This window comes from Serratia sp. CY81684, from assembly GCF_052166595.1.
Lineage (GTDB): Bacteria > Pseudomonadota > Gammaproteobacteria > Enterobacterales > Enterobacteriaceae > Serratia > Serratia nematodiphila.
Map to the genome: position 1 here is coordinate 475,428 of NZ_JBJNOO010000001.1, position 23,288 is coordinate 498,715.

The window sequence follows — 23,288 nt, forward strand, 5'->3', positions numbered from 1 at the left end:
GCGCAGCGTTCACCGAACATCAGGCGCAATCGCAAGGTTGCGCCTTTTTTATTGCCGCTCTCCCGCCCGCCGTTGTTGTACAGGCCCTCAGCCATCCGTCATCGATGGAGGGCGTGCCGCCTATCCGGTTACTTTTCCATGGTCAATTCAATCACCCCAACCATGAGGAAAGCAGGATGCCAACCATCACGAAAACCCAATCACTCTACACATTGACCCGGCCGGTCTGGCTGGATGCGGCAGGCATGAGCAAGGGCATCGATCACGATCGCCAGCACCTGGGCATCATTCTCGCCGCCGGGCAGGTGCTGCGCGTGCGGCAGACCAACGCGGCGTTTACCGGCAAGCTCAAGCTGCGCTTGCTCAATGACGACAGCAAAACGGAGGCGGAATTCAGCGTCGGCGCGAGCTGGGTCGAGGCCCAGGTCAATGCCGTCTCGGTGCCGTTCATCGATACGCCGTACGGGCAGGGCGAGCCGGCGCTGGAGTTCGAGTACCCGGACACGGCGAAAGCGCTGCCGGTCTATCGCCGTGGCGAAAACGAAGCCGCATTCTTTGCCCGCTGGGACGATCGGGATGCCGAGTTTGCCCTGGTCGATGCGGAGTACGCGGTGTTGCTGGTGCCGAAAATCAGTAAACCGGCGCTGAAGTCGCTGGGCGAAGCGAAAAACATCGACGGTCTGATCGCCTACTACGATCGCATTTTCACTTTCTACAATGCTCTGACCGGCGTCTCGTTCGAGGCTGAACACGAATCCGATCGCAATATTCGCAACCGCTATTTTATGAAGGCCGATAAGCACGGCGCCGGCGCCGCGTATTACGGCGGCCGCTGGACGGCGGAAACCAGCGACTCGGTCAGCAGCTTCTGGCTGACGCCGAAAGACAGCAACTGGGGCAGCCTGCATGAGATCGCGCACGGCTATCAGGGGCACTTTATGGGCGACAAATATTTCTCCACCGGTGAGATGTGGAACAATATTTATGCCGCTTGCTATCAGGACGTGATGCTGGGAGAGCGTAAATACCAGGAAGGGTGGCTGTATAACTACGGCAACGCGGCCGGCGTCGAGAAGAAAATCGTCGATCTGATCGCTCTGGGCACGCCGCTCAACCAGTGGGATCTGCGCTCCAAACTGTTCTTCGCGATGCTGATGGTCGACAAGGCTGGCAAGAACGCCTTCACGCACTTTAATCAGCAATATCGCCAAAGCTGCAATACGCCGGGCTTCGTGCCGTCCGAACATGCCTTGCTGGATCTGCTGTCGGCAAGCTTCGCCGCGGCCGGCGAGCAGATCGACGTGACGCCGTTCGTCGAGTTGACCGGCGGCGTGATCACGCAAACGCAGCGCGATCTCAACGCATTCAGCCACGCCAGGGCGGTATATCCGCTGTATCAACTGGTGGATGCGCAGAGCTTGCCGGCGGTGCAGGCGCAGCTGAAGCTGGATTCCTCCCTGCGCCTGGTCGATTCTTATCAGCTCAAGGCGAGTGGCCTGAAAGGCGATGTCACTCTGAGTCTGGATATCGATGACTTTGCGCAGATCTACGGTGAAGACCTGATCCTGATGGAAGGGGCGCGCTATGCCCACAAAGTCCGTATCGACACGCCGACCCTGGCGCTGACTGCGCTGCCGATCGGCGTGTATACCTTGCGGTTGCCGACCGGCAAAGATCGCAAATATCGGCCGACGGCGGGTTACCTGACGGTGAGGCAGGGGAAAAACGCGGTCACGCTTCGCTTTGAGCGCAAAGCCGCTTCGCCGATCGTTTCGCAGGAGATCAATCTGTTGGGCCTGAGCGATGCGGTCTTTGCCACCGTGGTCGTCGATCGCGCCAAAGGAGCGGTGGTGGTTGACGTGACCAGCACCACGCCGCACGCCTATTTCCCGGGTGAAACCTATGCCCGGGTGACGCTGCGCGATCGGCAGGGCGCGGTGCGCTTCAGCAAGGAGATTCAGGGCACTCAGGCTACCTTAAGTCATGACGAGCTGCCGTTTGCCGAGGGCGATGACATCGAGATTTACCATGTGGAGCCGAGTCGGGTGCGCCTGAATCCGGCGGCGACCGGGGTTATCGATAATAAAAACAAAACCAACGTGCTGCGTATCGAAAAAAGCGGGCTGAAAAACCCGGCGCTGTCCGGCGATCCTGAACAAGCGCTGCTGACGCGTCTGGAACAGGCTGCGCAGCGTTTGCGCCATCTGCTGCCGGCTTACTATGCACCATCGTCGTCGTTCAAAGATGATATTTATCTGGCGATCGGCGCCTTTGCCGAGCCGCAGCGCGAGTCACTGTTGGCGACCTATCGGGATTGTCTGCCAGCCGACAATACGCCGCCGGGCGCCAACGTCGGCAATGCGTTTACCGTGGCGTGCAAAGGGATCGGCGATCGCCAGTTCCTGACCGGTGACGTCGATCTGGTGAAGAAAACCGTTACTGTCACGCTGGCGGCGGGGATTGCTCACCACTACTTTGCCGACAGCTATGCCTTCCTCAGCGTGACGGATGCGGACGGCAACGCCTTGCTCAGTTACGACGTCATCGGCAGCCAGAATCAACCGGCCAAAACCTGGGTGTTGCCGCTGTCGGGTTACGGCGGTGAAGTGATTCATCTGCGGCATGAAGAGCCGGACAACCGCCTGGCGATCGTCAACGAAATGCAGCACCTGCGGCTGGCGGAGAAGGGCAAGCAACAGACCTACTGCATTACGCCGGTCGGTTTGAAACGCATCAACGACTGATCCCCATCGGCCTGCGGGGCGGCGAGTGTCGCCGCCCCGTTTTTTCCTCTGCGTCATCCCGCCATTGCACTCTTTTTGTTCCCCCGCTGCGCACCGCTGGTGCAGCCCGTTTGCCGCCGCTGTCATAAGTTTTAATTATAATTTATTGAAATCATGAGATTAAAAATTGGCACGACGGTTGCTCTGTTGGATCCCATCTTGTGTACCAGATGGAATTCAGCCGATGAGCGAACCTGTTGAAGCGTGCGGTTTTACCCTCAGTGAATGGCAGCACCATTATCAAACCCGTCCGGCGGGCGAGCGCCTTGCCTGCGTCAGTGCGACGATCGAAACGCTGGTCGCCGGCCTGAACCCGGACGATAACGCCTGGCTGTATCTCGCCACGTCGGCGCAGCGCGAGCAGCAGTATCGGCAGCTGGCACAGAGGCTCGAAGCGGTCGCCGGCGATCTCAGCCGCCTGCCGCTGTTCGGCGTGCCCTTTGCCATCAAAGACAATATCGACGTCGGCGGCTGGCCGACCAGCGCCGCCTGCCCGGCGTTCATCTATCAGGCCGCGGCGGACGCCACCGTGGTCGCCCACCTGCGCGCCGCCGGGGCGATCGCCCTCGGTAAAACCAACCTCGACCAGTTCGCTACCGGGTTGGTGGGCACCCGCTCACCGTATGGCGCGGTGGTCAACAGCTTCGACAGCCGCTACGTCAGCGGCGGTTCCAGCTCCGGCTCCGCCTCGGTGGTGGCGCGCGGCCTGGTGCCGTTCGCGCTCGGCACCGATACCGCCGGTTCGGGGCGCGTGCCCGCCGGGTTCAACAACATCGTCGGGCTGAAGCCGACCAAGGGGCGGTTGTCCAACCGCGGCGTGGTGCCGGCCTGCCGGTTGAACGATACGGTGTCGGTCTTCGCGCTGACGGTGGCCGATGCCGCGCTGGTGGCGGAGCTGGCGAGCGGCTTTGACGCGGCAGACCCGTATTCTCGTGCCGATCCGCATACCGCGCCGGCGGATATCCCCGCCGCGCCGCGTTTCGCCGTTCCCGCCCAGCTGGAGTTTTTCGGCGACGTGCAGGCCGAGCGGGCGTTTCATCGTGCGCTGGCGCAGCTGCAGGCGGGCGGCGCCACGCTGGAACCCCTCGATTTCGCGCCGTTTCGCACCCTGGCGGAACAGCTGTATTACGGCCCCTGGGTAGCGGAGCGCACGGTGGCGATTGAGCAGGTGCTGGAAGCGAGCCCGCAGGCCATCGATCCGGTGGTGCGCGGCATCGTTGGTAACGGCCTCGGCTACAGCGCCTGCGACGCCTACAAGGCGGAATACCTGCGCGCCGAGCTGGCGCGGCAGATCGCCCAGCGGCTGGCGCCGTTCGACGCGCTGGTGGTGCCGACCGCGCCCACTATCCGCACCCTGGCGGAGATGGCGCAAGAGCCGGTGCTGTTCAATTCGCAATTTGGCACTTACACCAATTTCACCAACCTGGCCGATCTGAGCGCGCTGGCGCTGCCGGGGCCGCTGCGCGAAGACGGTCTGCCGGCGGGTATCACCCTGATTGCGCCCGCCTGGCATGACCGGGCGCTGGCGGCGTTTGGCCTGCGCTGGCAACGGCAATGCGCCTTGCCGCTCGGCGCTATCGGCCGGGCATTACCGCCGCAGCCGGCACCGGCCCCGTCTTCGGGACACGTACGTCTGGCGGTAGTGGGTGCTCACCTCAGCGGCATGCCGCTCAACGTCCAGCTGACGCAGCGCGACGCGGTGCGGGTAGAGCAAACCGTCACAGCCCCCTGTTACCGCCTGTACGCGCTGGCCGAGACCGAGCCGCCAAAGCCGGGGCTGGCGCGCGCGGCGCAGGGGGCGGCGATCCGCGTAGAGCTGTGGGACATCCCGCTGGCGCGTTTCGGCGAGTTTGTGGCGGAAATCCCGGCACCATTGGGCATCGGCACGCTGCTGCTGGCGGACGGCCGGCGGGTGAAGGGATTTATCTGCGAAGCCTGGGCGCTGGAAGGTGCCACGGATATCACTGAGTTTGGCGGCTGGCGCGACTATCTCGCCAGCGTTAAGGGGGCATGAACATGTTTACTACCGTACTGATCGCTAACCGCGGCGAAATTGCCTGCCGCGCCATTCGCACCCTGAAACGCCTGGGCGTCACCAGCGTGGCGGTTTATTCCGACGCCGACCGCAATGCGCCGCACGTCACCGAAGCCGACAGGGCGGTGGCGCTCGGCGGCGACAAGGCCGCCGACAGTTACCTGCGCATCGACAAGATCCTCGCGGCCGCAGCGGCCACCGGCGCGCAGGCGATCTACCCCGGCTACGGCTTTTTGTCCGAGAGCGCCGAGTTTGCCGAAGCCTGCGAGGCGGCGGGCATTGCCTTTATCGGCCCGACGGCGGCGCAGATGCGCGAGTTCGGCCTCAAGCACCGGGCGCGCGAGCTGGCGGCGTTGGCCGGGGTGCCGATGACGCCGGGCACCGGCTTGCTGGAGAGCGTTGAGCAGGCGGTTACCGCCGCCGCGCGCATCGGCTACCCGGTGATGCTGAAAAGCACCGCCGGCGGTGGCGGCATCGGCCTGACGCGCTGTGACGACGAGGCGGCGCTGCGCGACGCCTACGACAGCGTCAAACGGCTGGGAGAACAGTTCTTCCGCGACGCCGGCGCCTTTATCGAACGCTTCGTCGATCGCGCGCGCCACGTCGAGGTACAGATTTTCGGCGACGGTCAGGGGCGGGTGGCTGCGCTCGGCGAGCGCGACTGTTCGCTGCAGCGCCGCAACCAAAAGGTGGTGGAGGAAACCCCGGCGCCGCATCTGCCGGCGGCGACCCGCCAGGCGCTGCATCGGGCGGCGGTGGCGCTGGGCGAGTCGGTGAATTACCGCAGCGCCGGCACCGTGGAATTCATATACGACGCCGCGCGCGACGAGTTTTATTTCCTGGAAGTGAACACCCGCTTACAGGTAGAGCACCCGGTTACCGAGATGGTCACCGGTCTGGATCTGATCGAATGCATGCTGCAGGTGGCGGCGGGCGACGCGCTGGATTGGGCGGCATTGCGCCGCGCGCCGCAGGGCGCGGCGATCGAGGTGCGCCTCTATGCCGAAGATCCGCTGAAAAACTTCCAGCCCAGCCCTGGCGTGCTGACCGAGGTGCATTTCCCGACGGACGTGCGCCTCGACGGCTGGGTGGCGACCGGCAGCGAAGTCTCGGCGTTTTACGACCCGATGATCGCCAAGCTGATCGTGCACGGCGCGGATCGGGCGCAGGCGCTGGAAAAATTGCGCGTGGCGCTGGCGGCGACCCGTTTGCACGGCATCGCCACCAACCTCGACTATCTGCGGCAGGTGATCGCCACGCCGCAATTTCAGCGCGGCGACGTCTGGACGCGCCTGCTGGACGATTTGCGTTTCCAGCCGCACTGCCTCGAAGTGCTGCAACCCGGCACCTACAGCAGCGTGCAGGATTATCCCGGCCGCCTCGGCTATTGGGACATCGGCGTGCCGCCGTCCGGCCCGATGGACGACTTCGCGTTTCGGCTGGCCAACCGCATCGTCGGCAACCACCCGGCGGCGGCCGGGCTGGAGTTTACCCTGCAGGGGCCGACGCTGCGCTTTCACTGCGACGCCACCATCGCGCTGACGGGCGCCAGCTGCCCGGCCGATCTGGACGGCGAGGCGGTTGCGTATTGGCGGCCGATTACGGTGCGGGCCGGGCAGGTGCTGACGCTGGGGCGCGCTACGCACGGCTGCCGTACCTATCTGGCGGTGCGTAACGGCTTCGACGTGCCGGTATATCTCGGCAGCCGCTCTACCTTCGCGCTCGGGCAGTTCGGCGGCCACGCCGGGCGCACCTTGCGCGTGGCGGACATGCTGGCGATCGCTCAACCGGCGCTGGCGGCCAGCACCACCCCGGCGCCGATCGCCGCGCCGCAGGCGATGGACGACAGCCTGATCCCGCACTACGGCGATCAATGGTACATCGGCGTGCTGTACGGGCCGCACGGCGCGCCGGACTTTTTCACCGCCGAATCGATAGAGGCCTTCTTCGCCACCGACTGGCAGGTGCATTACAACTCCAATCGCCTCGGCGTGCGCCTGGCGGGGCCGAAGCCCGAGTGGGCGCGGGAGGACGGCGGCGAGGCCGGTTTGCATCCTTCCAACGTGCACGACTGCGAGTACGCCATCGGCGCGATCAACTTCACCGGCGACTTCCCGGTGATCCTGACCCGCGACGGGCCGAGCCTCGGCGGCTTCGTCTGCCCGGTGACCATCGCCAAGGCCGAACTGTGGAAAGTGGGGCAGGTGAAGCCGGGCGACCGCATCCGTTTCCATCCGATCGGCTTCCGGCAGGCGCAGTCGCTGGAGCAGGCGCAGCTTGGCAGCATCGAAGCGCTGGCGGCGGTGAAGGCCATCACCCTGCCGCCGCCGGATCTGGCCCCGGCGGAGACCGTTTCCGCCGCGGTGCTGGCGGCGCTGCCGGCGGCGGAGGGGCGCCCGGCGGTGGCGTATCGCCAGGCGGGGGACGGCTACATCCTGATGGAGTACGGCGACAACGTGCTCGATCTGGCGCTGCGCCTGCGCATTCATCTGCTGATGCAGTCGCTGCGTGAGGAGGCGATACCGGGCGTGGCGGAGCTGGCTCCGGGCGTGCGTTCGCTGCAGATCCGCTACGACAGCCGGCAGATTAGCCAGGCCGACCTGCTGCAGCGCCTGCTGGCGCGCGAACGGGCGCTGGGGGACGTCAGTCGTCTGAAGGTGCCGACGCGCACCGTGTGGCTGCCGATGGCGTTCGAGGATTCGGCCACGCTGGGGGCGGTGGATCGCTATCAGCAGACGGTGCGCGCCTCGGCGCCCTGGCTGCCGAACAACGTCGATTTCATTCAGCGCATCAACGGCCTGAGCCGACGCGAGCAGGTGCGCGACATTCTGTTCGACGCCAGCTACCTGATCCTCGGGCTGGGGGACGTGTACCTCGGCGCGCCCTGCGCGGTGCCGCTCGATCCGCGCCATCGCCTGCTGAGCTCCAAATACAACCCGGCGCGCACCCATACCGCCGAAGGGACGGTCGGCATCGGCGGCATGTACATGTGCATCTACGGCATGGACTCGCCGGGCGGTTACCAGCTGGTGGGGCGCACGCTGCCGATCTGGAACAAATTCCTCAAAAACCCGCAGTTCACCGCCGGTGAGCCCTGGCTGCTGCGCTTTTTCGATCAGGTGCGCTTCTACCCGGTCAGCGAGCAAGAGTTGGACGAGCAGCGCGAAGCGTTCCGCGAAGGGCGCATGCAGGTGCGCATCGACGAGAGCGAGTTCGACTTCGCCGCCTACACCCGTTTCCTGGCCGACAACGCCGGGGCGATCGCCGACTTCCAGCATCGCCAGCAGCAGGCGTTCAGCGCCGAAGTGGCGCGCTGGCGCAGCGATGACGACGAGGCCGAGGCGCAGCTGTTGCCGCCGGAGGAAGAAGACGCCATCGACGGCGATCTGGTCAGCGCCGATCTGAACGGCAGCGTGTGGAAGATCCTGGTAGAGCCGGGGCAGGCGGTGGCGGCCGGGCAGCCGCTGATCGTGGTCGAGGCGATGAAAATGGAGCTGGCGGTCACCGCGCCGCGCGCCGGGATCGTTAAACGCATCAGCTGCCGGCAGGGGCGGCCGGTCGGGCCGGGCGACGCCCTGCTGTGGCTGGAAAAGGCGGTCTGAACGGAGGAGCGATGATGCAAATCACCAACGGAGAGCACAAGGCGCGCCCGGAGGGGCTGGCGGAGCGCATTTATCTGCAGCTCAAGGCCGACATCTTCGAGTTTCGCCTGCTGCCGGGCGATCGCTTCAGCGAAAGCGAGGTGGCACAGCGCATGGCGGCCAGCCGCACGCCGGTGCGCCAGGCGCTGTTTCGGCTGGAGCGCGAAGGCTATGTCGAGGTGCTGTTTCGCAGCGGCTGGCAGGTGCGGCCGTTCGATTTCGCCTACTTCGAAGAGCTGTACGACCTGCGCATCGTGCTGGAACAAGAGGCGGTGAAACGGCTGTGCGAACGCCCGGCCGGGGAAACGCCAGGCGCGCTGGCGGCGCTGAGCCGTTTTTGGGCCGAAGCGCCGCGACTGGCGGACGGCAAGGCGGTGTCGCAGCACGATGAGCAGTTTCATCAGGCGTTGGTGGCCGCGGCGGGCAACGGCGAAATGGCGCGCATTCACCGCGAACTGACCGAAAAGATCCGCATCATTCGCCGGCTGGATTTCACCCAGCAGGCGCGGGTGGACGCCACCTACCGCGAACACGCCGCCATTTTGCAGGCGATCCTGCAGCGGCAAAGCGGGGCGGCGCAAACGCTGCTCGGCGAGCACATCACCGTCAGCAAGGCAGAGGTACGAAAAATAACGCTGCACATGTTGCACCAGGCGCGGGCTCAGCAGCCTGCGCGCTCGGCGTAACGATTTTGATTTCACACACATCAGGAGTTTGAACTATGCAACGTCGTCGTTTTATCAAAGCTTTTGCGCTGTCCGCCGCCGCGATCGGCATGGGTCTGGCCTGGAGCGCGCAGGCCGCCGACACCATCAAGGTCGGCATTCTGAGTTCGCTCTCCGGCACCATGGCGATTTCCGAGACGCCGCTGAAGGATGTGGCGCTGATGACCATCGACGAGATCAACGCCAAAGGCGGGGTGCTCGGCAAAAAGCTGGAGCCGGTGGTGGTGGATCCTGCCTCCAACTGGCCGCTGTTCGCCGAAAAGGCGCGCCAGCTGCTGAGCCAGGACAAGGTGGCGGCGGTGTTCGGCTGCTGGACTTCGGTGTCGCGCAAGTCGGTGCTGCCGGTGTTTGAGGAGCTGAACGGGCTGTTGTTCTATCCGGTGCAATACGAAGGCGAAGAGATGTCGCCGAACGTGTTCTACACCGGCGCGGCGCCGAACCAGCAGGCGATCCCGGCGGTGGAATACCTGCTGAGCGAGGACGGCGGCGGTGCCAAGCGCTTCTTCCTGCTGGGCACCGATTACGTCTATCCGCGCACCACCAACAAGATCCTGCGCGCCTTCCTGCACAGCAAAGGCGTGCAGGACAAGGATATCGAAGAGGTCTATACGCCGTTCGGCTACAGCGATTACCAGACCATCGTCGCCAACATCAAGAAATTCGCCGCCGGCGGCAACACCGCGGTGATTTCCACCATCAACGGCGATTCCAACGTGCCGTTCTACAAAGAACTCGCCAACCAGGGCGTCAAGGCCACCGACGTGCCGGTGATCGCCTTCTCGGTCGGCGAGGAAGAGCTGCGCGGCATCGACACCAAACCGCTGGTGGGCAACCTGGCGGCCTGGAACTACTTCGAATCGCTGGATAACCCGACCAACAAACAGTTTGTCAGCCAGTGGAAGGCCTACGCCAAGGCGCACAATCTGCCGAATTACGCCACTGCGGTCACCAACGATCCGATGGAGGCCACCTACGTCGGCCTCCACATGTGGGCGCAGGCGGTGCAAAAGGCCGGCACCACCGACGTCGATAAGGTGCGCGCGGCGATGGCCGGGCAAACCTTCGCCGCGCCGTCGGGCTTCACGCTGACCATGGACAAGACCAATCACCACCTGCACAAACCGGTGATGATCGGCGAGATCGAGGGCAACGGCCAGTTCAACGTGGTGTGGCAGACCGAGGCGCCGGTGCGCGCGCAGCCGTGGAGTCCGTATATCGCCGGCAATGACAAAAAGCCGGATTACCCGGTGAAAGGCGGCAAGTAACGTCACTCAGCGCCGGCGCGGCTCGACGCGCGTCGGCCCAACAGAAGAGGCAGCTGATGCAATCTCCGTTTTTATCCTCTCTGCGCGCCGGGCTGTGGCTGCTGTGCGCCTGGCCCCTGCTGGCGCAGGCCGGGCCGGCCGATGAGTTCGCGGCGGCCACTCGCGTGCAGCAGGCCAAACTGCTGCAGGCGTGGGCGGCCGAGCCGGATCCCGCGCGCCTGCCGTTGCTGCAGGGGCTGCAGCAGGAAACCGTGACGATCGATGGGGCGAAACGCGCCTTTATCCGCCAGGGCGATCGCTATCTGCCGCTTGAAGGTGAGGCGGCCCCGGTTGGTGAACCGAAGAAGGTGTGGCTGAACAACCGGCTGCGCATTCTGATCGCCAACGCGTTGTCGGCGCAGCGGCTGGTCAGCGCGGATGCGGCGGTGCGGCTGCAGGCGGCGACCGCGCTGCAGCGTGAGGCGCAGGGCGAGCAGTTGCCGCTGTTGACCCGGCGGCTGGCGCAGGAGAAAGACCCGCAGGTACGCGACGCGCTGAGCATTGCGCTGGCGAACCTGCAATTGACCGACGCCAGCCCGCAGGTGCGCTTCAATGCGGTGCGGCTGCTGGGGGAATCGGGCGAGCCGGAAACCCGCGCGCGCCTGCAGGCGTTGACCGACGCGGCCAATGAGCCGGACGCCGCGGTGCGCGCCGAGGCGCAACGCAGCCTGCAGCGCGTGCAGCATCGCCTGATGATCGGCGATCTGCTCGGCCAGGCGTTCAGCGGCCTGTCGCTCGGTTCGATCCTGCTGCTGGCGGCGCTTGGTCTGGCGATCACCTACGGCCTGCTCGGCGTCATCAATATGGCGCACGGCGAAATGCTGATGCTCGGCGCCTATTCGGCCTATCTGGTGCAGGGGCTGTTTCAACAGTTTGCGCCGCAGTGGCTGGCGCTCTATCCGTTGGCGGCGCTGCCGGTGGCGTTCGCCATCACCGCCGGGATCGGCATGGCGCTGGAGCGCACGGTGATCCGCCACCTGTACGGCCGGCCGCTGGAAACCCTGCTGGCCACCTGGGGCATCAGTCTGGTGCTGATCCAGCTGGTGCGGGTGCTGTTCGGCGCGCAGAACGTCGAGGTCGCCAACCCGGCGTGGCTGTCGGGTGGCGTGCAGCTGTTGCCGAATCTGGTGTTGCCGTGGAACCGCATCGCGGTGATCGCGTTCGTGCTGCTGGTGCTGGCGTTGACCTGGCTGCTGCTGAACAAAACCCGGCTCGGCATGAACGTGCGCGCGGTGACGCAAAACCGCGCGATGGCCGCCTGCTGCGGCGTGCCCACCGGGCGGGTGGACATGCTGGCCTTCGGGTTGGGATCCGGCATCGCCGGGCTCGGCGGGGTGGCGCTGTCGCAGCTGGGCAACGTCGGGCCGGAGCTGGGGCAAGGTTACATCATCGATTCGTTTCTGGTGGTGGTGCTCGGTGGCGTCGGCCAGCTGGCGGGGACGGTGGCGGCGGCCTTTGGCCTCGGCATCGTCAATAAGATCCTCGAGCCGCAGATCGGCGCCGTGCTGGGCAAGATCCTGATCCTGGTGCTGATCGTTCTGTTTATTCAAAAGCGCCCGCAGGGGCTGTTCGCCCTTAAGGGCAGGGTGATTGACTGATGAGCCAACCATTGACCGTAACCGGCGTGCAGAAAGCGCCCCGGCTGGCGTTGAGCATCGGCGGGTTGGCGTTGCTGGCGCTGCTAGTGATGCCGTTCATGACGCTGTTGCCGGCGGATCATCCGCTGGCGGTGTCCACCTATACCCTGACGCTGGCGGGCAAGATCCTGTGCTACGCGGTGGTGGCGGTGGCGCTCGATCTGGTGTGGGGCTATGCCGGGCTGCTGTCGCTCGGCCACGGGCTGTTCTTCGCGCTCGGCGGCTACGCCATGGGCATGTACCTGATGCGGCAGGCGGCGGGCGACGGGTTGCCGGCGTTTATGGCATTCCTTTCCTGGACTGAGCTGCCGTGGTTCTGGAGTGGCACCCAGCATTTCGCCTGGGCGCTGTGCCTGATCGTGCTGGTGCCGGGCCTGCTGGCCTTTCTGTTCGGCTACTTCGCCTTTCGCTCGAAAATCAAAGGGGTGTATTTCTCGATCATGACCCAGGCGCTGACCTATGCCGGCATGCTGCTGTTCTTTCGCAACGAGACCGGTTTCGGCGGCAATAACGGCTTTACCGGTTTCACCACGCTGCTCGGCTTTCCCATCACCGCCGCCGGCACGCGGGTGGCGCTGTTCCTGGCGACGGTGCTGCTGCTGGCCGCCAGCCTGGCCATCGGCTTTGCCCTGGCGCGCAGCAAGTTCGGCCGGGTGCTGACCGCGGTGCGCGATGCGGAAAACCGCCTGACCTTCTGCGGCTACGATCCGAAGGGCTTCAAGCTGTTCGTCTGGACGCTGTCGGCGGTGCTGTGCGGGCTGGCCGGCGCGCTCTATGTGCCGCAGGTCGGCATCATCAACCCCGGCGAAATGTCGCCGACCAACTCGATCGAGGCCGCCATCTGGGTGGCGCTCGGCGGGCGCGGCACCCTGGTGGGGCCGCTGCTCGGCGCCGGCATCGTCAACGGCGCCAAGAGCTGGTTCACCATGGCCATTCCCGAATACTGGCAGTTCTTCCTCGGCCTGATGTTTATCGTCGTCACGCTGTTTCTGCCCAAAGGGGTGATCGGCCTGCTGCGGCGGAGGAAAACCTCATGAAGGCGATGCAAGTGACCGACGAACTGTTTACCCATCCGCTGCCGGCGGACAAATACCGGCAGCAAACCGATCCGGTGCTGCAGCTCGACAACGTCAACGTCAGCTTCGATGGTTTTCGCGCGCTGACCGATCTGTCGCTGCGCATTGGCGTCGGCGAACTGCGCTGCGTGATCGGCCCCAACGGCGCCGGCAAGACCACGCTGATGGATGTGATCACCGGCAAAACCCGGCCGGACAGCGGCAGGGTGTTTTACGATCAGACCGTCGACCTGACCCGGCTGGCGCCGATGCAGATCGCCCACGCCGGCATTGGCCGCAAGTTTCAAAAACCGACGGTGTTCGAGGCGCTGACGGTGTTCGAAAATCTGGAGATCGCCCAGAAAACCCGCAAGTCGGTGTGGGCCTGCCTGCGCGCGCGCCTGAGCAGCGAACAGCGCGATCGCATCGATGAGATGCTGAAGACCCTGCGGCTGGGGCATGAGCGCCACCGGCCCGCCGGGTTGCTGTCCCACGGGCAGAAACAGTTTCTTGAGATCGGCATGCTGCTGGTGCAGGAACCGCACCTGCTGCTGCTGGACGAACCGGCTGCCGGCATGACCGACGCCGAAACCGACTACACCGCCGAACTGTTCCGCGAGCTGGCGGGCAAGCATTCGCTGATGGTGGTGGAGCACGACATGGGGTTTGTGGAAACCATTGCCGATCGCGTGACGGTGCTGCATCAGGGGCAGGTGCTGGCGGAAGGATCGCTGGCGCAGGTGCAGGCCGATGAACGGGTGATTGAGGTATATCTGGGGCGCTGAGGAGGCGTAATCATGCTGCAGGTAGAGGAATTTAATCAGTTTTACGGCGGCAGCCACATTCTGCGCGGCCTGTCGTTCGAGGCGCGCATCGGCGAGGTGACCTGCCTGCTGGGGCGCAACGGCGTGGGCAAGACCACGCTGCTGAAATGCCTGATGGGGCTGATCCCGGCGCGCAGCGGCATCGTCCGTTGGCAGGGCGAAGCTATCACCGGTAAAAAGCCGCATCAGCGGGTTCAGGCGGGCATCGCCTATGTGCCGCAGGGGCGGGAAATCTTCCCGCGCTTGACGGTGGAGGAAAATCTGCTGATGGGGCTGGCGCGCTTTTCCGGCGCCGACGCGCGCGCGGTGCCGGATCCGATCTATGATTTGTTTCCGGTGCTGCGGCAGATGAAGGATCGGCGCGGCGGCGATCTTTCCGGCGGGCAGCAACAGCAGCTGGCGATCGGCCGGGCGCTGGCCTGCCGGCCGCAGCTGTTGATCCTCGACGAGCCGACGGAAGGGATCCAGCCTTCGGTGATCAAGGAGATCGGTGCGGTGATCAAACAGCTGGCGGCGCGGGGCGATATGGCGATCCTGCTGGTGGAGCAGTTCTATGACTTCGCCGCCGACCTGGCGGACAGCTATCTGGTGATGTCGCGCGGCAGCATCGTGCAGCGCGGCGCCGGCAGCAATATGGAACAGGACGGCGTACGCGGGCTGGTGGCGATTTGACGTTGGGTCAGCTGAAAAAGGATTGGCTGAGCGGATCGCGGGAATGATGCAGCACTCTGATGATATTCACCTCCCGCCTGTGCTGTCGAAAATAAATCAGGTGGTTGGCGACGGGCAATACCCATAGACCGGGGCCGATTGCATCGAGGTTTCTGCCGAGTTGGTGGTGGCCAAGGTTATCGAAAGCCTGATGCAGGCGGCGCAGATAATCTTCGGCCACCTGTAAGCCAAAGTGCGCCAACCCGTAAAAATAGATCTCTTCCATATCGTCCAAGGCTTTTGGACGAACGGTTACTCTCCTGCGCATCCTTTTGCTTTGCTCCGTATTCTTTCCATGAACACATCACGATCCCATTCGACGGCTTCGCCGCTGTTCTCTCCTTCAGCGATCAAGCGCCTAAGCTCTTCCAGCTTTGAGGCGGCGGTACGTTCGCGCAAAGTGCGCACGGATTCGCGGATGACTTCGCTGGGCGTGCGGTAATCGCCGCTGGCAACCAGGTCTTCGACGAAGCTACGCAGTTCGTCACCCAGATCTACCGTTAGTGTTCTGCCCATTGTTCCTCCTCACTTTCGGCTATGCTGCGTCATTGTAAGATTAGTTCTTACATTGTGCACATCAAACAATCAGGATCTCAATAGCGGTCCCGTCATGAGGATGGGAGCCACTCGTTTATTCATTAAGGATAACCATGAACGAAATCACTGTGTCACGCCTCGGTTGCATCGTCCTGTCCCTGTTTCCGGCCCTGTGGGGGCTGTTCAGCCTGTTGAACAATACGGCGGATTTCGCCGGCACCGCGCGCAATGCGGTGGGGCCGCTGCTTGCCATGCAGGATACTTATCAAACGCCGGGGCTGATGTGGCGCGCGATCCGCGCCGACTGGGCCTGCATGTTGGGGTTGGCGGTCATCACCACGCTGGAAACGCTGGCCGGCCTATTCGCGGCCGCGGGCGTGGTGCTGATGATCGGGCGATTGAAAGGCCCTTACGCCGCCTTCGCCAAGGGCAAAGCCTGGGCGATGCTGGGAGCGCTTTGCGCGATCGCGGTGTGGGGCGTCGGCTTTATGGTGGTCGCCGGCGACTGGTTTATGGCCTGGCAGGCCAAGAAGGATCCGTTGGCGGTGCAGCTGGGGGCGCTGATCTACCTGGCGCCCAATGCGTTTGCCTTGCTGTTCCTGATGCTGCAGCGGGAGCCGCGCTAACGAAGGCGGAGCGGGGCGCGGTTACAGCGCCTTGCTCATATACCAGATGCCTATCGAGCCCTGGGCGCTGGTGTAGCAGGTCTCGCCACACATGCTCAATCCCTGGCGCTGATAAAAACGTTGGGCGCGGGTGTTGCGTTGCAGCACCTCCAGCCACAGCGTCTTCTGCTGGCGCTCGATGGCCCGCTGCTGCACCTGTTCGAACAGGCGCTGGCCATAGCCGTTGCCGGCATGGCCCGGCAGGAAATAGATTTTCTGCAGCTCTGCGCCGATTTGTTCGGTTGGTGCCAGCAGGCTGTCGAAGTTCACCCGCGCATAGCCGACGAGGGCGCCATTCTCATAGGCCAACAGCCAGCACACGTCGGGCTGGCGCAGCGTCTGTTCCAGCGCGGAGACGGAAAAATCCTCCGCCAGAAAGGCCTCCAGCTCGTGCGGGTAGCGCCACAGCTCACCGAAGTGGGCGCGATAGGTGCGGATGCCGATATCGCGCACCAGGGTTAAATCTTCCAGCAATGCCTGACGGACGGTGAACATGAGTGAACCTCATCGAAGCGAGAACCGATGAGTATAGCGGGTTAATTTTCAAGATGCCGCGGCGTTTCGCGGCGAAAGCCCAGGCCGATGATGCGGCCGAACAGACGCGGCAGCCAGCGGCTGTTGCCGACGCGGGCGATCAGGCGTGAGCCGCCCGCCGCGCGGCGCTGACCTGGCTTACGCTGACTCATTTTGATCTGCAAAAACTGGATGGCCCGGGTGGGAAATTCGCGCCGGCGCTGCACGCTCAGCAGATGCTTCAGCTGCAGCCGATGCTGGCGCAGCGGCGGGATCAGGGCGTTGGCGGCGGCCACCGCGTCCTGAATCGCCAGGTTGACGCCCACGCCGCCGATCGGCGACATGGCGTGCGCGGCGTCGCCGATGCACAGCACGCCCGGTTTGGCCCAGCGATCCAGACGATCGATGCGAATGCTCAGCAGTTTTACCTGATCCCACTCGACGATCTCCTGCAGGCGATCGTCCTGGAATGGCGCCACCTCGGCGAGGTGCAGCAAAAATTTCTCCAGCCCGCTGCGGCGGATCGCGTCGAAGCTGCCTTTGTCGATCGAATAGCCGCACTGCCAGTAGTCGCCGCGATCGATCATGATGAAGTTTTGCTTCGGCCCGGTGTGGCCCATCGACCAGGCCGGATCGCCCGGCTGCTTGCTGAGCTTCATCCACAATACGTCGCGCGGGGCGCCGAAGGAGCGGCTGCTGAGCGCCGCCTGCTCGCGCACCACCGAGTTGCGGCCGTCGGTGCCGATCACCAGCTGGCTGCGCACGCGGATCGGGCCCTCCGGCGCGTCGGCCAGCACGCCGCATACCTGGCCGCGGTCATACAGCAGCTCATGAACCTGCGTTGAGGTCAGCAGCCTGAAATGGGGGAAGGCGGCGGCCTGCTGGGCCAAAAAGTTGAGAAACTCCCACTGCGGCATAAAGGCGATAAATTTGCAGCGCGTCGGCAGGCGGCTGAAATCCGCCAGTTTGATGTCGCGGCCGGCGACTTCGGCATGCAGGGATTCCGCGCGTTGGTGCGGCAACGTCAGCAGTTCGTCGAGCAGACCCAGCTGATGCATGACTTCCAGCGTCGACGGGTGAATGGTGTCACCGCGAAAATCACGCAGAAAGTCGGCGTGCTTCTCCAGCACCGTCACGTCGATCCCCGCCCGCGCCAGCAGATAGCCGAGCATCAGCCCGGCGGGGCCGCCCCCCACGATGCAGCAGGTGGTGGCGTAAGGTGTGATCGGTGATGACGGCATGGTGGTTGACCCCGGAGAGCGGCCCGCATCCCGTGAGCCGCAAGTGAATGTTTAGTGTTGATAATGATTATCAATATCAAGTTTGGCTGTCAACCCGCGGCGCAGTGTGGTCAAAGGGGGCGGACAGATGGCCGACGCGGAACAGCTGGCCGTTTTGCGGCCGTGCCTGCGGCGGTTCACGCCATAAATCCAGCCGCACTAACCGCCACTCGGCGGGGTCGAACGCCACGATGGAGGCCAGCGCGCCGGGCGCCGCTTGCTGTTGCCGACGCAGCGCAGGCAGATCGCTGTAGGGGATGATGGCCTGTTCCTGACAGGTTGCCCAGGCGGCCTCGGCCAGATGAGGGCGATCGAAATGCGTCAGCCACGGCAGCCAATGATTGACGCGCGGCCAGCCGAACGCCTGGCTGAGGCCTCTGAAACCTTCGCCGGCCAGGAAATCGTTCATGCCGGCGCTGCTGTTCCACAGGTAGAAGGGAGCGTAGAGATTTTCGGCGCTGCCTTCGCTGCGCTGCGCGTACAGATAGGCTTTGACGATCAGCTGCGGGCAGGCGTCGAGCCGATGGCCGAAATCGGCGATGCGGCGGCGGACGATCGCCATGTCGTAATCGGCGGGCAGGGTGAAACGGTATTGCATCGCGAGCATAAGGATTCTCCGCAAAGACATTGACCGGGAGAGCGTGACACGCCATCTTTATCAGTAAAATCGGTATTATTTTGATTGATGGTTCAGAAAATCAGGATGGTCAGCATGGGGCGAATCACGTTCGATCTCGAGGATTTGCGCAGCTTCGTCACCGGCGTCGAGCTGGGCAGCTTCGCCAAGGCGGCGGAGCGGCTGGGGCGTTCTACGTCGGCGGTCAGCGCTCACCTGAAAAAGCTGGAGCAGCAGGTCGGCGCGCCGATCCTGCGCAAGGCCGGACGCGGCATGGTGATGACCGAGGTGGGGGAAACCCTGCTCGGTTACGCGCGCCGCCTGCTGGAGCTTAATGACGAAGCCGCCGCCGCGGTGCGCGGGTTGGATCTGCAGGGCACGGTGCGGCTGGGGCTGCAGGAGGATTTCGGCGAGACGTTTCTGCCGCAGGTGTTGGGCAGCTTCGCGCGCGCCAATCCGAAGGTGCGCATCGAGGCGCGCATCGCCCGCAATGCCGAGCTGATCGACTGGGTGCTGAAAGGCCAGCTGGATCTGTCGCTGGCGTGGGATGGCGGTCTGAGCACGCCGTTTCATCAGGCGCTGGGGCAGCGGCAGTTGCACTGGATCGCCTCGCCCGGCTTCGCGCTGGCGCCGTGGCGAGAAGGGGATGAGCCGTTGCCGTTGGTGATGTTCGACGCGCCCTGTCTGATGCGCAGCGCGGCGACGCAGGCGCTGGATCGCGCCGGCATTCCCTGGCGCATCGCCTTTAGCAGCCGCAGCCTGAACGGCGTTTGGGCGGCGGTGAGCGCCGGGTTGGGCGTCACGGTGCGCACGGCGGCGGGTTTGCCGCCCGGCCTGTCACCGTTGGCGCCTGAACTGCTGCCCGTTCTCGGCCAGCTCGGCGTGGTGCTGCACCGCGCCGAGGATCAGCCCTCGGCGGCCGTGCAGCGGCTGGCGCAGATCGTGGTCGAGCGGATCGAAACCTAATCTTTGGCGATGGGCTGTTTGCCGCTCAGCTGGCCCCATTCGCTCCAGGCGCCGTCATACAGCTTGACCTGCGGGGCGCCGAGCGACAGCAGGCCGAACGCCAGCACCGCCGCCGTCACGCCGGAGCCGCAGCTGGTGATGATCGGGCCGTTGATATCCACGCCCTTGTCGCTGAAGGTTTGGCGCAGCGCCTCCAGCGATTTGAAGCGGCCGTTTTCCAGCAGCTCGCCGTACGGAATGTTGATGCTGCCGGGAATGTGGCCGCGGTGCAGGCCGGGGCGCGGCTCCGGCGCTTCGGCATAAAAGCGCGGCGCGGCGCGCGCGTCGAGAATTTGCACCGGCGTGCCTAACGCCTGTTCCACTTGCCGCATATCCACCACCGCGTCGGCGTTGAACCGGGCGTTGAACGCCTGTGGTTCAGGCTGAGCCGGGCCGGTGGCCAGCGCCTGGCCCTGCGCTGTCCAGCCGTTCAGCCCTTCGTCCAGTACGTAAACATGCTGGGCGCCGAAATTGCGGAAGGTCCACCAGCCGCGCGGCGCAGAGAACTGGTTACCCTCATCATAAATCACCAGGGTATCGCGTTCGCTGATGCCCAGCTTGCCCACCGCCGCGCCAAACTCCGCCGCCGTCGGCAGCATGTGCGGCAGCGCGGTGTTTTTGTCCGCCACTTCGTCGATGTCGAAATAGACCGCGCCGGGGATATGGCCGCGTTCGAACTCGGCAAGCATGTCCTTTTTCGGCGTTAGCCCCACCGGCGACATCCGGACGTCGATCACCACCAGATTTTCATCGTTGATATGTTGCGCAAGCCATTGAGGGGTCACCAGAAACGGAGAGTTCATCGTTATTGTTCGCCTGTTGTGAAAACGGATTTTCACTATACACCAGGCCGCGCGGGGATGAAGTATGATGTTCAGTCAAAGGCAATGGGCAGGGAGCGGAAAAATCATGACGGACGAGGCGTTTGGCGGGGCCAAGATCGCGCTGCTGTGCGATGGTTTCCTGCTGGTTTACCAACGGGACGATAAACCGGGCATTCCGTGGCCCGGCCTGTGGGATCTGCCCGGCGGCGGGCGGGAAAACGGCGAAACGCCGCTGCAGTGCGTGCAGCGGGAGACGCAGGAAGAGTTCGGCGTGGCGATCGCCGAACGTCAGGTTGTCTGGCGGCGGCGCTACGACGGCATTTTGCCCGGCTATCCGCCGACCTGGTTCATGGCCGGGATGATCACTCCGGTGCAGATCGCCGCCATACGTTTCGGCGACGAGGGGCAGCGTTGGCGGATGATGCCGGTGGAGCAGTTTATTCACCATCCGCAGGGTATCGAACACCTGCGCCGCCGGGTGGCGGAGTATTGGCGGCAGGGCGGTTAACCCCGTTGTTCAGGATGCCGCCAGCCGGTTGATCTGCGCCGGTTCGATGATGCGCAGCGCGCTTTCCCGTCGCGCCACCGCCAGCATCGCCCGCCCGATTCGTTCGGTGCTGCTTACCCGGGCGGGAAACAGCCGCAATGCGCCGAGCCACAGCGGCTTGAACAGCCGATAGGCCAGATCGTAGAGGCGGGTTTTGGAGCGAATGCCGTGCAGCGGCACAATGGCGCCGGGGCGGAACATCACCGCGTGGAACGGCAGCGCCAGCAGCGCGTTTTCGGTGGCGCCCTTGACCCTGGCCCACATGCTGCGGCCGCGTTCGCTGCTGTCGGTGCCGAGGCCGGAGACGTAGACGAAGACCATCGACGGATTCAGCGTCGCCAACGGGCGGGCGGCGGCCAGCGTCAGATCGTAAGTCACCGCGCGATATTCAGCTTCACTCAGGCCGGAGGACGAAATCCCCAGGCAGAAGAAGCAGGCGTCGTAGCCGGCGAGCTGCGGCTCCAGCGCCGACAGATCACGCAGATCGGGCACAGAAAGCTGGCGCAGTTTGGCGTGGCTCTGGGCCAACGGGCTTCGGCCGATGCTGAGCACTTCGCTGACGCGCGGATCGTGCAGGCATTCCCGCAGTGCGCCCTGGCCCACCATGCCGCTGGCGCCGAAAATAATCACTTTCATGCTCTGTTCTCCCACTGGCCGGCGGCGCGCTGCGTGCGCCAGCGGCTGGGCGTCAGCGTTTCCCACTGAATAAAGGCGCGGCTGAACGAATTCAGCTCTTCGAATCCCAGCACAAAGGCGATTTCGCCCGGTTCAAGGTCGGTTTCCGCCAACAGCCGGCAGGCGGTGCGGTGGCGGGTTTTGTCCAACAATTGCTGGTAGCTGTAGCCGTGCTGTTGCAAGCGGCGCTGCAGCGTGCGCGGGCTGAGATAGAGTTCAGCGGCCACGCTGTTGACGCTGGGGCGCTGGCCGCGCATGCTGCGGCTGAGGATCGCCATCACCTGCGTGGGCAGATCGTGCGCCGACTGCGATTTGGCCAGCTCCGCCTCCAGCCCCGGCAGCAGCACCGTCAGCATGGCCTGGTTGTAGGTGACGAAGGGGTGACGCATCAACGCGCGATCGAACACCAGCACGTCCAGCGGGGCGTTGAATGTCACCGGGCAGCCGAAATAGCGCGCCAGCGGCGAGGCGGCGTCCGCTCGCCGGGTCAATTCGATCGCCTGCGGCTGCAGGGGCAAGCCGGTGCCGCGCCGACACAGGGCCGTGATGGCGGCGAACATGGCGTCGATCAGCAGCGCCGGCGCGTGGCCTTCGCTCATGGTCCAGCGGGTGTGCAGGCGCATGCTGTCGCCGTCTTCCACCAGCATCAGCTCTTCCGGGCAAACCAGCCGTTTATAGCGCGCCACCTTTTGCAATGCTTCGCCCAGCGTGGCGGAATGCAGCGCGGCGACCAACGCAATGTCATAGTGTTCCGGCGCCGCCTCGCCGCCCAGACGTAGACCGAAGGCGGGATCGTCGTTCAACTGCGGCAGACTGCGCCAAAGAGAGAAGAATTGTTGCGTAGTGAGTTTAATCTTGTCGCGCCGTTCGCCGAACAGCCCGGCGGGCAACCCGGCCAATCGGCCGAGCTGCTCGATATCGACGCCCTGCGCCGCCAGGTGTACCGCCAGCGCGCCGGAAACCGGAATTTGATCGCTGCTCAATGCGGGCTCCTTAGGATTTTCCCGTCACCACCGCCGCCATCGCGGCGTGATCCGGCAAGCTGTCATCGTGGTCGGTGCTGAGACTGAGGGCGCGAAACGCGGCGTCCTCCGCCTGGCGTTCTGCCAACACCTGCGCCGCCATATGCACCGCGTCGCTGCCGAGCAGCAGGCGTAGCGGAGGGGCTTCCAGCGCCGCCAACTGCAGGATCGCCTGCGCCGCCTTGGCCGGATCGCCGGTTTGGCTGCCGTTATGCTGCTGCAGGAAGGCCAGCATCGGCCCCAGCGTCGGCTGATAGGCTTCGCCGATCGGCGCAATGGTCATTGAAGAACCGGCCCAGTCGGTGCGGAAGCCGCCGGGTTCGACCATCGTCACCTTGACGCCGAAGGGGGCCATCTCTTTGGCCAATGATTCGGAGAACCCTTCGACCGCCCACTTGGCGGTATGGTAGGCGCTGAGGCCGGCAATGCCGAGGCGAGCGCCGATGGTGGCGATCTGGATGATATGGCCGCTGCCCTGCCGGCGTAATATCGGCAGCGCCGCGCGGGTGACGTTGAACACGCCGAAGAAGTTGGTTTCGAGCTGCGCGCGAAAATCGGCTTCATCGGCTTCCTCCACCGGTGCGATATTGCCGTAGCCGGCGTTGTTGACCAGCACGTCCAGCCGACCGAAGCGTTCAATCGCCGTGCGCACCGCGCGTTCGGCGGCAGCGGCGTCGGTGACGTCGAGCGCGATCGTGGCGACCCGATCGCCGTAGCGTTCCACCAGCGGCTGCAGCTGTTGCGGCTGACGGGCGGTGGCGACCAGACGGTGCCCGGCGGCCAACACCGCCTGCGCCAGCTGTTGGCCCAGGCCGCGGGAACTGCCGGTGATTAACCATACCTGTGACTGAGACATCATGACCTTCCTGATTGCGAGTGGGTGTGATGC

The 23,288-nt window shown here is 64.6% G+C and carries 21 protein-coding genes; 12 read left to right on the forward strand and 9 right to left on the reverse strand.

Annotated features, from left to right (window positions below; all coding sequences use genetic code 11):
- The first annotated feature begins 176 nt into the window (after positions 1-176).
- From ACJ8QF_RS02375 to urtE, 9 genes are all read left to right on the forward strand, one after another.
- A complete protein-coding gene (locus tag ACJ8QF_RS02375; protein ID WP_369324453.1) occupies positions 177-2,744 on the forward strand; it encodes a putative mucin/carbohydrate-binding domain-containing protein in 2,568 nt (855 codons plus the stop codon).
- A gap of 223 nt (positions 2,745-2,967) precedes the next feature.
- Positions 2,968-4,797: an allophanate hydrolase gene (gene atzF / locus ACJ8QF_RS02380; protein ID WP_131164520.1), complete on the forward strand. Its 1,830-nt coding sequence runs from the start codon at positions 2,968-2,970 to the stop codon at positions 4,795-4,797.
- A gap of 2 nt (positions 4,798-4,799) precedes the next feature.
- Complete coding sequence (gene uca, locus ACJ8QF_RS02385) at positions 4,800-8,420, forward strand: urea carboxylase (RefSeq protein ID WP_131164519.1); 3,621 nt, start codon at positions 4,800-4,802, stop codon at positions 8,418-8,420.
- A 14-nt stretch (positions 8,421-8,434) separates the two neighbouring features.
- The gene (locus ACJ8QF_RS02390) at positions 8,435-9,145 is read left to right on the forward strand and encodes a GntR family transcriptional regulator (protein WP_049187611.1); all 711 of its coding nucleotides are present in this window, start codon (positions 8,435-8,437) and stop codon (positions 9,143-9,145) included.
- 35 nt (positions 9,146-9,180) lie between these two features.
- Complete coding sequence (gene urtA, locus ACJ8QF_RS02395; protein WP_049187235.1) at positions 9,181-10,449, forward strand: urea ABC transporter substrate-binding protein; 1,269 nt, start codon at positions 9,181-9,183, stop codon at positions 10,447-10,449.
- Between the two features lie 56 nt (positions 10,450-10,505).
- Entirely contained in the window at positions 10,506-12,086 is a 1,581-nt protein-coding gene (gene urtB, locus ACJ8QF_RS02400) for an urea ABC transporter permease subunit UrtB (RefSeq protein WP_049187237.1), read from the forward strand.
- Positions 12,086-13,162, forward strand: a complete 1,077-nt coding sequence (gene urtC / locus ACJ8QF_RS02405; RefSeq protein WP_049187239.1) for an urea ABC transporter permease subunit UrtC — start codon at positions 12,086-12,088, stop codon at positions 13,160-13,162. The genes urtB and urtC overlap by 1 nt, the downstream gene beginning before the upstream one ends.
- Positions 13,159-13,965 (forward strand): urea ABC transporter ATP-binding protein UrtD, encoded by an 807-nt coding sequence (urtD, locus tag ACJ8QF_RS02410; protein ID WP_015377102.1) that lies wholly within the window; start codon positions 13,159-13,161, stop codon positions 13,963-13,965. The genes urtC and urtD overlap by 4 nt, the downstream gene beginning before the upstream one ends.
- 12 nt (positions 13,966-13,977) lie before the next feature.
- Complete coding sequence (gene urtE, locus ACJ8QF_RS02415) at positions 13,978-14,676, forward strand: urea ABC transporter ATP-binding subunit UrtE (protein WP_442537227.1); 699 nt, start codon at positions 13,978-13,980, stop codon at positions 14,674-14,676.
- Between the two features lie 7 nt (positions 14,677-14,683).
- Here urtE and ACJ8QF_RS02420 read toward each other — a convergent pair whose 3' ends face one another.
- Entirely contained in the window at positions 14,684-14,983 is a 300-nt protein-coding gene (locus tag ACJ8QF_RS02420; protein ID WP_049187241.1) for a type II toxin-antitoxin system RelE/ParE family toxin, read from the reverse strand.
- Entirely contained in the window at positions 14,968-15,231 is a 264-nt protein-coding gene (locus ACJ8QF_RS02425; RefSeq protein WP_004939442.1) for a type II toxin-antitoxin system ParD family antitoxin, read from the reverse strand. Before ACJ8QF_RS02425 ends, ACJ8QF_RS02420 begins: the two co-directional genes overlap by 16 nt.
- Before the next feature lie 134 nt (positions 15,232-15,365).
- Here ACJ8QF_RS02425 and ACJ8QF_RS02430 point away from each other — a divergent pair, with 134 nt between their 5' ends.
- The gene (locus ACJ8QF_RS02430; RefSeq protein WP_004939438.1) at positions 15,366-15,878 is read left to right on the forward strand and encodes a DUF2165 family protein; all 513 of its coding nucleotides are present in this window, start codon (positions 15,366-15,368) and stop codon (positions 15,876-15,878) included.
- A gap of 21 nt (positions 15,879-15,899) precedes the next feature.
- On the opposite strand, the gene ACJ8QF_RS02435 is transcribed toward ACJ8QF_RS02430, so the two are convergent.
- From ACJ8QF_RS02435 to ACJ8QF_RS02445, 3 genes are all read right to left on the reverse strand, one after another.
- Positions 15,900-16,412, reverse strand: coding sequence for a GNAT family N-acetyltransferase (locus tag ACJ8QF_RS02435; RefSeq protein ID WP_280630800.1), 513 nt, complete (start codon positions 16,410-16,412; stop codon positions 15,900-15,902).
- Between the two features lie 41 nt (positions 16,413-16,453).
- Positions 16,454-17,671: an FAD-dependent oxidoreductase gene (locus ACJ8QF_RS02440; RefSeq protein WP_049187244.1), complete on the reverse strand. Its 1,218-nt coding sequence runs from the start codon at positions 17,669-17,671 to the stop codon at positions 16,454-16,456.
- A gap of 76 nt (positions 17,672-17,747) precedes the next feature.
- Positions 17,748-18,317 (reverse strand): DUF4865 family protein, encoded by a 570-nt coding sequence (locus ACJ8QF_RS02445; protein WP_197752929.1) that lies wholly within the window; start codon positions 18,315-18,317, stop codon positions 17,748-17,750.
- Between the two features lie 105 nt (positions 18,318-18,422).
- On the opposite strand from ACJ8QF_RS02445, the gene ACJ8QF_RS02450 reads away from it, so the two are divergent.
- Positions 18,423-19,292, forward strand: coding sequence for a LysR substrate-binding domain-containing protein (locus ACJ8QF_RS02450; RefSeq protein ID WP_442537228.1), 870 nt, complete (start codon positions 18,423-18,425; stop codon positions 19,290-19,292).
- Here the strand turns inward: ACJ8QF_RS02450 and sseA are convergent.
- Complete coding sequence (gene sseA, locus ACJ8QF_RS02455) at positions 19,289-20,134, reverse strand: 3-mercaptopyruvate sulfurtransferase (protein ID WP_015377110.1); 846 nt, start codon at positions 20,132-20,134, stop codon at positions 19,289-19,291. The two genes, ACJ8QF_RS02450 and sseA, sit on opposite strands and share 4 nt — an antisense overlap.
- A 106-nt stretch (positions 20,135-20,240) precedes the next feature.
- Between sseA and ACJ8QF_RS02460 the strand changes: the two genes are divergently transcribed.
- The gene (locus ACJ8QF_RS02460) at positions 20,241-20,663 is read left to right on the forward strand and encodes an NUDIX hydrolase (RefSeq protein ID WP_004939419.1); all 423 of its coding nucleotides are present in this window, start codon (positions 20,241-20,243) and stop codon (positions 20,661-20,663) included.
- A gap of 9 nt (positions 20,664-20,672) precedes the next feature.
- Here ACJ8QF_RS02460 and ACJ8QF_RS02465 read toward each other — a convergent pair whose 3' ends face one another.
- Genes ACJ8QF_RS02465 through ACJ8QF_RS02475 form a run of 3 tightly spaced genes read right to left on the reverse strand, consistent with a single transcriptional unit; the run spans position 20,673 to position 23,258 of the window.
- Positions 20,673-21,338 (reverse strand): epimerase, encoded by a 666-nt coding sequence (locus ACJ8QF_RS02465; protein ID WP_044031670.1) that lies wholly within the window; start codon positions 21,336-21,338, stop codon positions 20,673-20,675.
- Positions 21,335-22,360, reverse strand: a complete 1,026-nt coding sequence (locus tag ACJ8QF_RS02470) for an AraC family transcriptional regulator (RefSeq protein WP_442537229.1) — start codon at positions 22,358-22,360, stop codon at positions 21,335-21,337. The genes ACJ8QF_RS02465 and ACJ8QF_RS02470 overlap by 4 nt, the downstream gene beginning before the upstream one ends.
- A 10-nt stretch (positions 22,361-22,370) precedes the next feature.
- Entirely contained in the window at positions 22,371-23,258 is an 888-nt protein-coding gene (locus tag ACJ8QF_RS02475) for an oxidoreductase (RefSeq protein WP_442537230.1), read from the reverse strand.
- Positions 23,259-23,288: the final 30 nt, after the last annotated feature.

Bases quoted from the DNA above. Each gene is read 5' to 3' on its own strand.
- urtC (WP_049187239.1), top strand. From the start codon at position 12,086: ATGAGCCAACCATTGACCGTAACCGGCGTGCAGAAAGCGCCCCGGCTG.
- ACJ8QF_RS02420 (WP_049187241.1), bottom strand. From the start codon at position 14,983: ATGCGCAGGAGAGTAACCGTTCGTCCAAAAGCCTTGGACGATATGGAA.
- ACJ8QF_RS02430 (WP_004939438.1), top strand. From the start codon at position 15,366: ATGAACGAAATCACTGTGTCACGCCTCGGTTGCATCGTCCTGTCCCTG.
- urtB (WP_049187237.1), top strand. From the start codon at position 10,506: ATGCAATCTCCGTTTTTATCCTCTCTGCGCGCCGGGCTGTGGCTGCTG.
- atzF (WP_131164520.1), top strand. From the start codon at position 2,968: ATGAGCGAACCTGTTGAAGCGTGCGGTTTTACCCTCAGTGAATGGCAG.
- urtA (WP_049187235.1), top strand. From the start codon at position 9,181: ATGCAACGTCGTCGTTTTATCAAAGCTTTTGCGCTGTCCGCCGCCGCG.
- ACJ8QF_RS02390 (WP_049187611.1), top strand. From the start codon at position 8,435: ATGCAAATCACCAACGGAGAGCACAAGGCGCGCCCGGAGGGGCTGGCG.
- sseA (WP_015377110.1), bottom strand. From the start codon at position 20,134: ATGAACTCTCCGTTTCTGGTGACCCCTCAATGGCTTGCGCAACATATC.
- urtD (WP_015377102.1), top strand. From the start codon at position 13,159: ATGAAGGCGATGCAAGTGACCGACGAACTGTTTACCCATCCGCTGCCG.
- ACJ8QF_RS02440 (WP_049187244.1), bottom strand. From the start codon at position 17,671: ATGCCGTCATCACCGATCACACCTTACGCCACCACCTGCTGCATCGTG.
- ACJ8QF_RS02450 (WP_442537228.1), top strand. From the start codon at position 18,423: ATGGGGCGAATCACGTTCGATCTCGAGGATTTGCGCAGCTTCGTCACC.
- urtE (WP_442537227.1), top strand. From the start codon at position 13,978: ATGCTGCAGGTAGAGGAATTTAATCAGTTTTACGGCGGCAGCCACATT.
- ACJ8QF_RS02435 (WP_280630800.1), bottom strand. From the start codon at position 16,412: ATGTTCACCGTCCGTCAGGCATTGCTGGAAGATTTAACCCTGGTGCGC.
- ACJ8QF_RS02445 (WP_197752929.1), bottom strand. From the start codon at position 18,317: ATGCTCGCGATGCAATACCGTTTCACCCTGCCCGCCGATTACGACATG.
- ACJ8QF_RS02475 (WP_442537230.1), bottom strand. From the start codon at position 23,258: ATGATGTCTCAGTCACAGGTATGGTTAATCACCGGCAGTTCCCGCGGC.
- ACJ8QF_RS02465 (WP_044031670.1), bottom strand. From the start codon at position 21,338: ATGAAAGTGATTATTTTCGGCGCCAGCGGCATGGTGGGCCAGGGCGCA.
- ACJ8QF_RS02375 (WP_369324453.1), top strand. From the start codon at position 177: ATGCCAACCATCACGAAAACCCAATCACTCTACACATTGACCCGGCCG.
- ACJ8QF_RS02425 (WP_004939442.1), bottom strand. From the start codon at position 15,231: ATGGGCAGAACACTAACGGTAGATCTGGGTGACGAACTGCGTAGCTTC.
- ACJ8QF_RS02460 (WP_004939419.1), top strand. From the start codon at position 20,241: ATGACGGACGAGGCGTTTGGCGGGGCCAAGATCGCGCTGCTGTGCGAT.
- uca (WP_131164519.1), top strand. From the start codon at position 4,800: ATGTTTACTACCGTACTGATCGCTAACCGCGGCGAAATTGCCTGCCGC.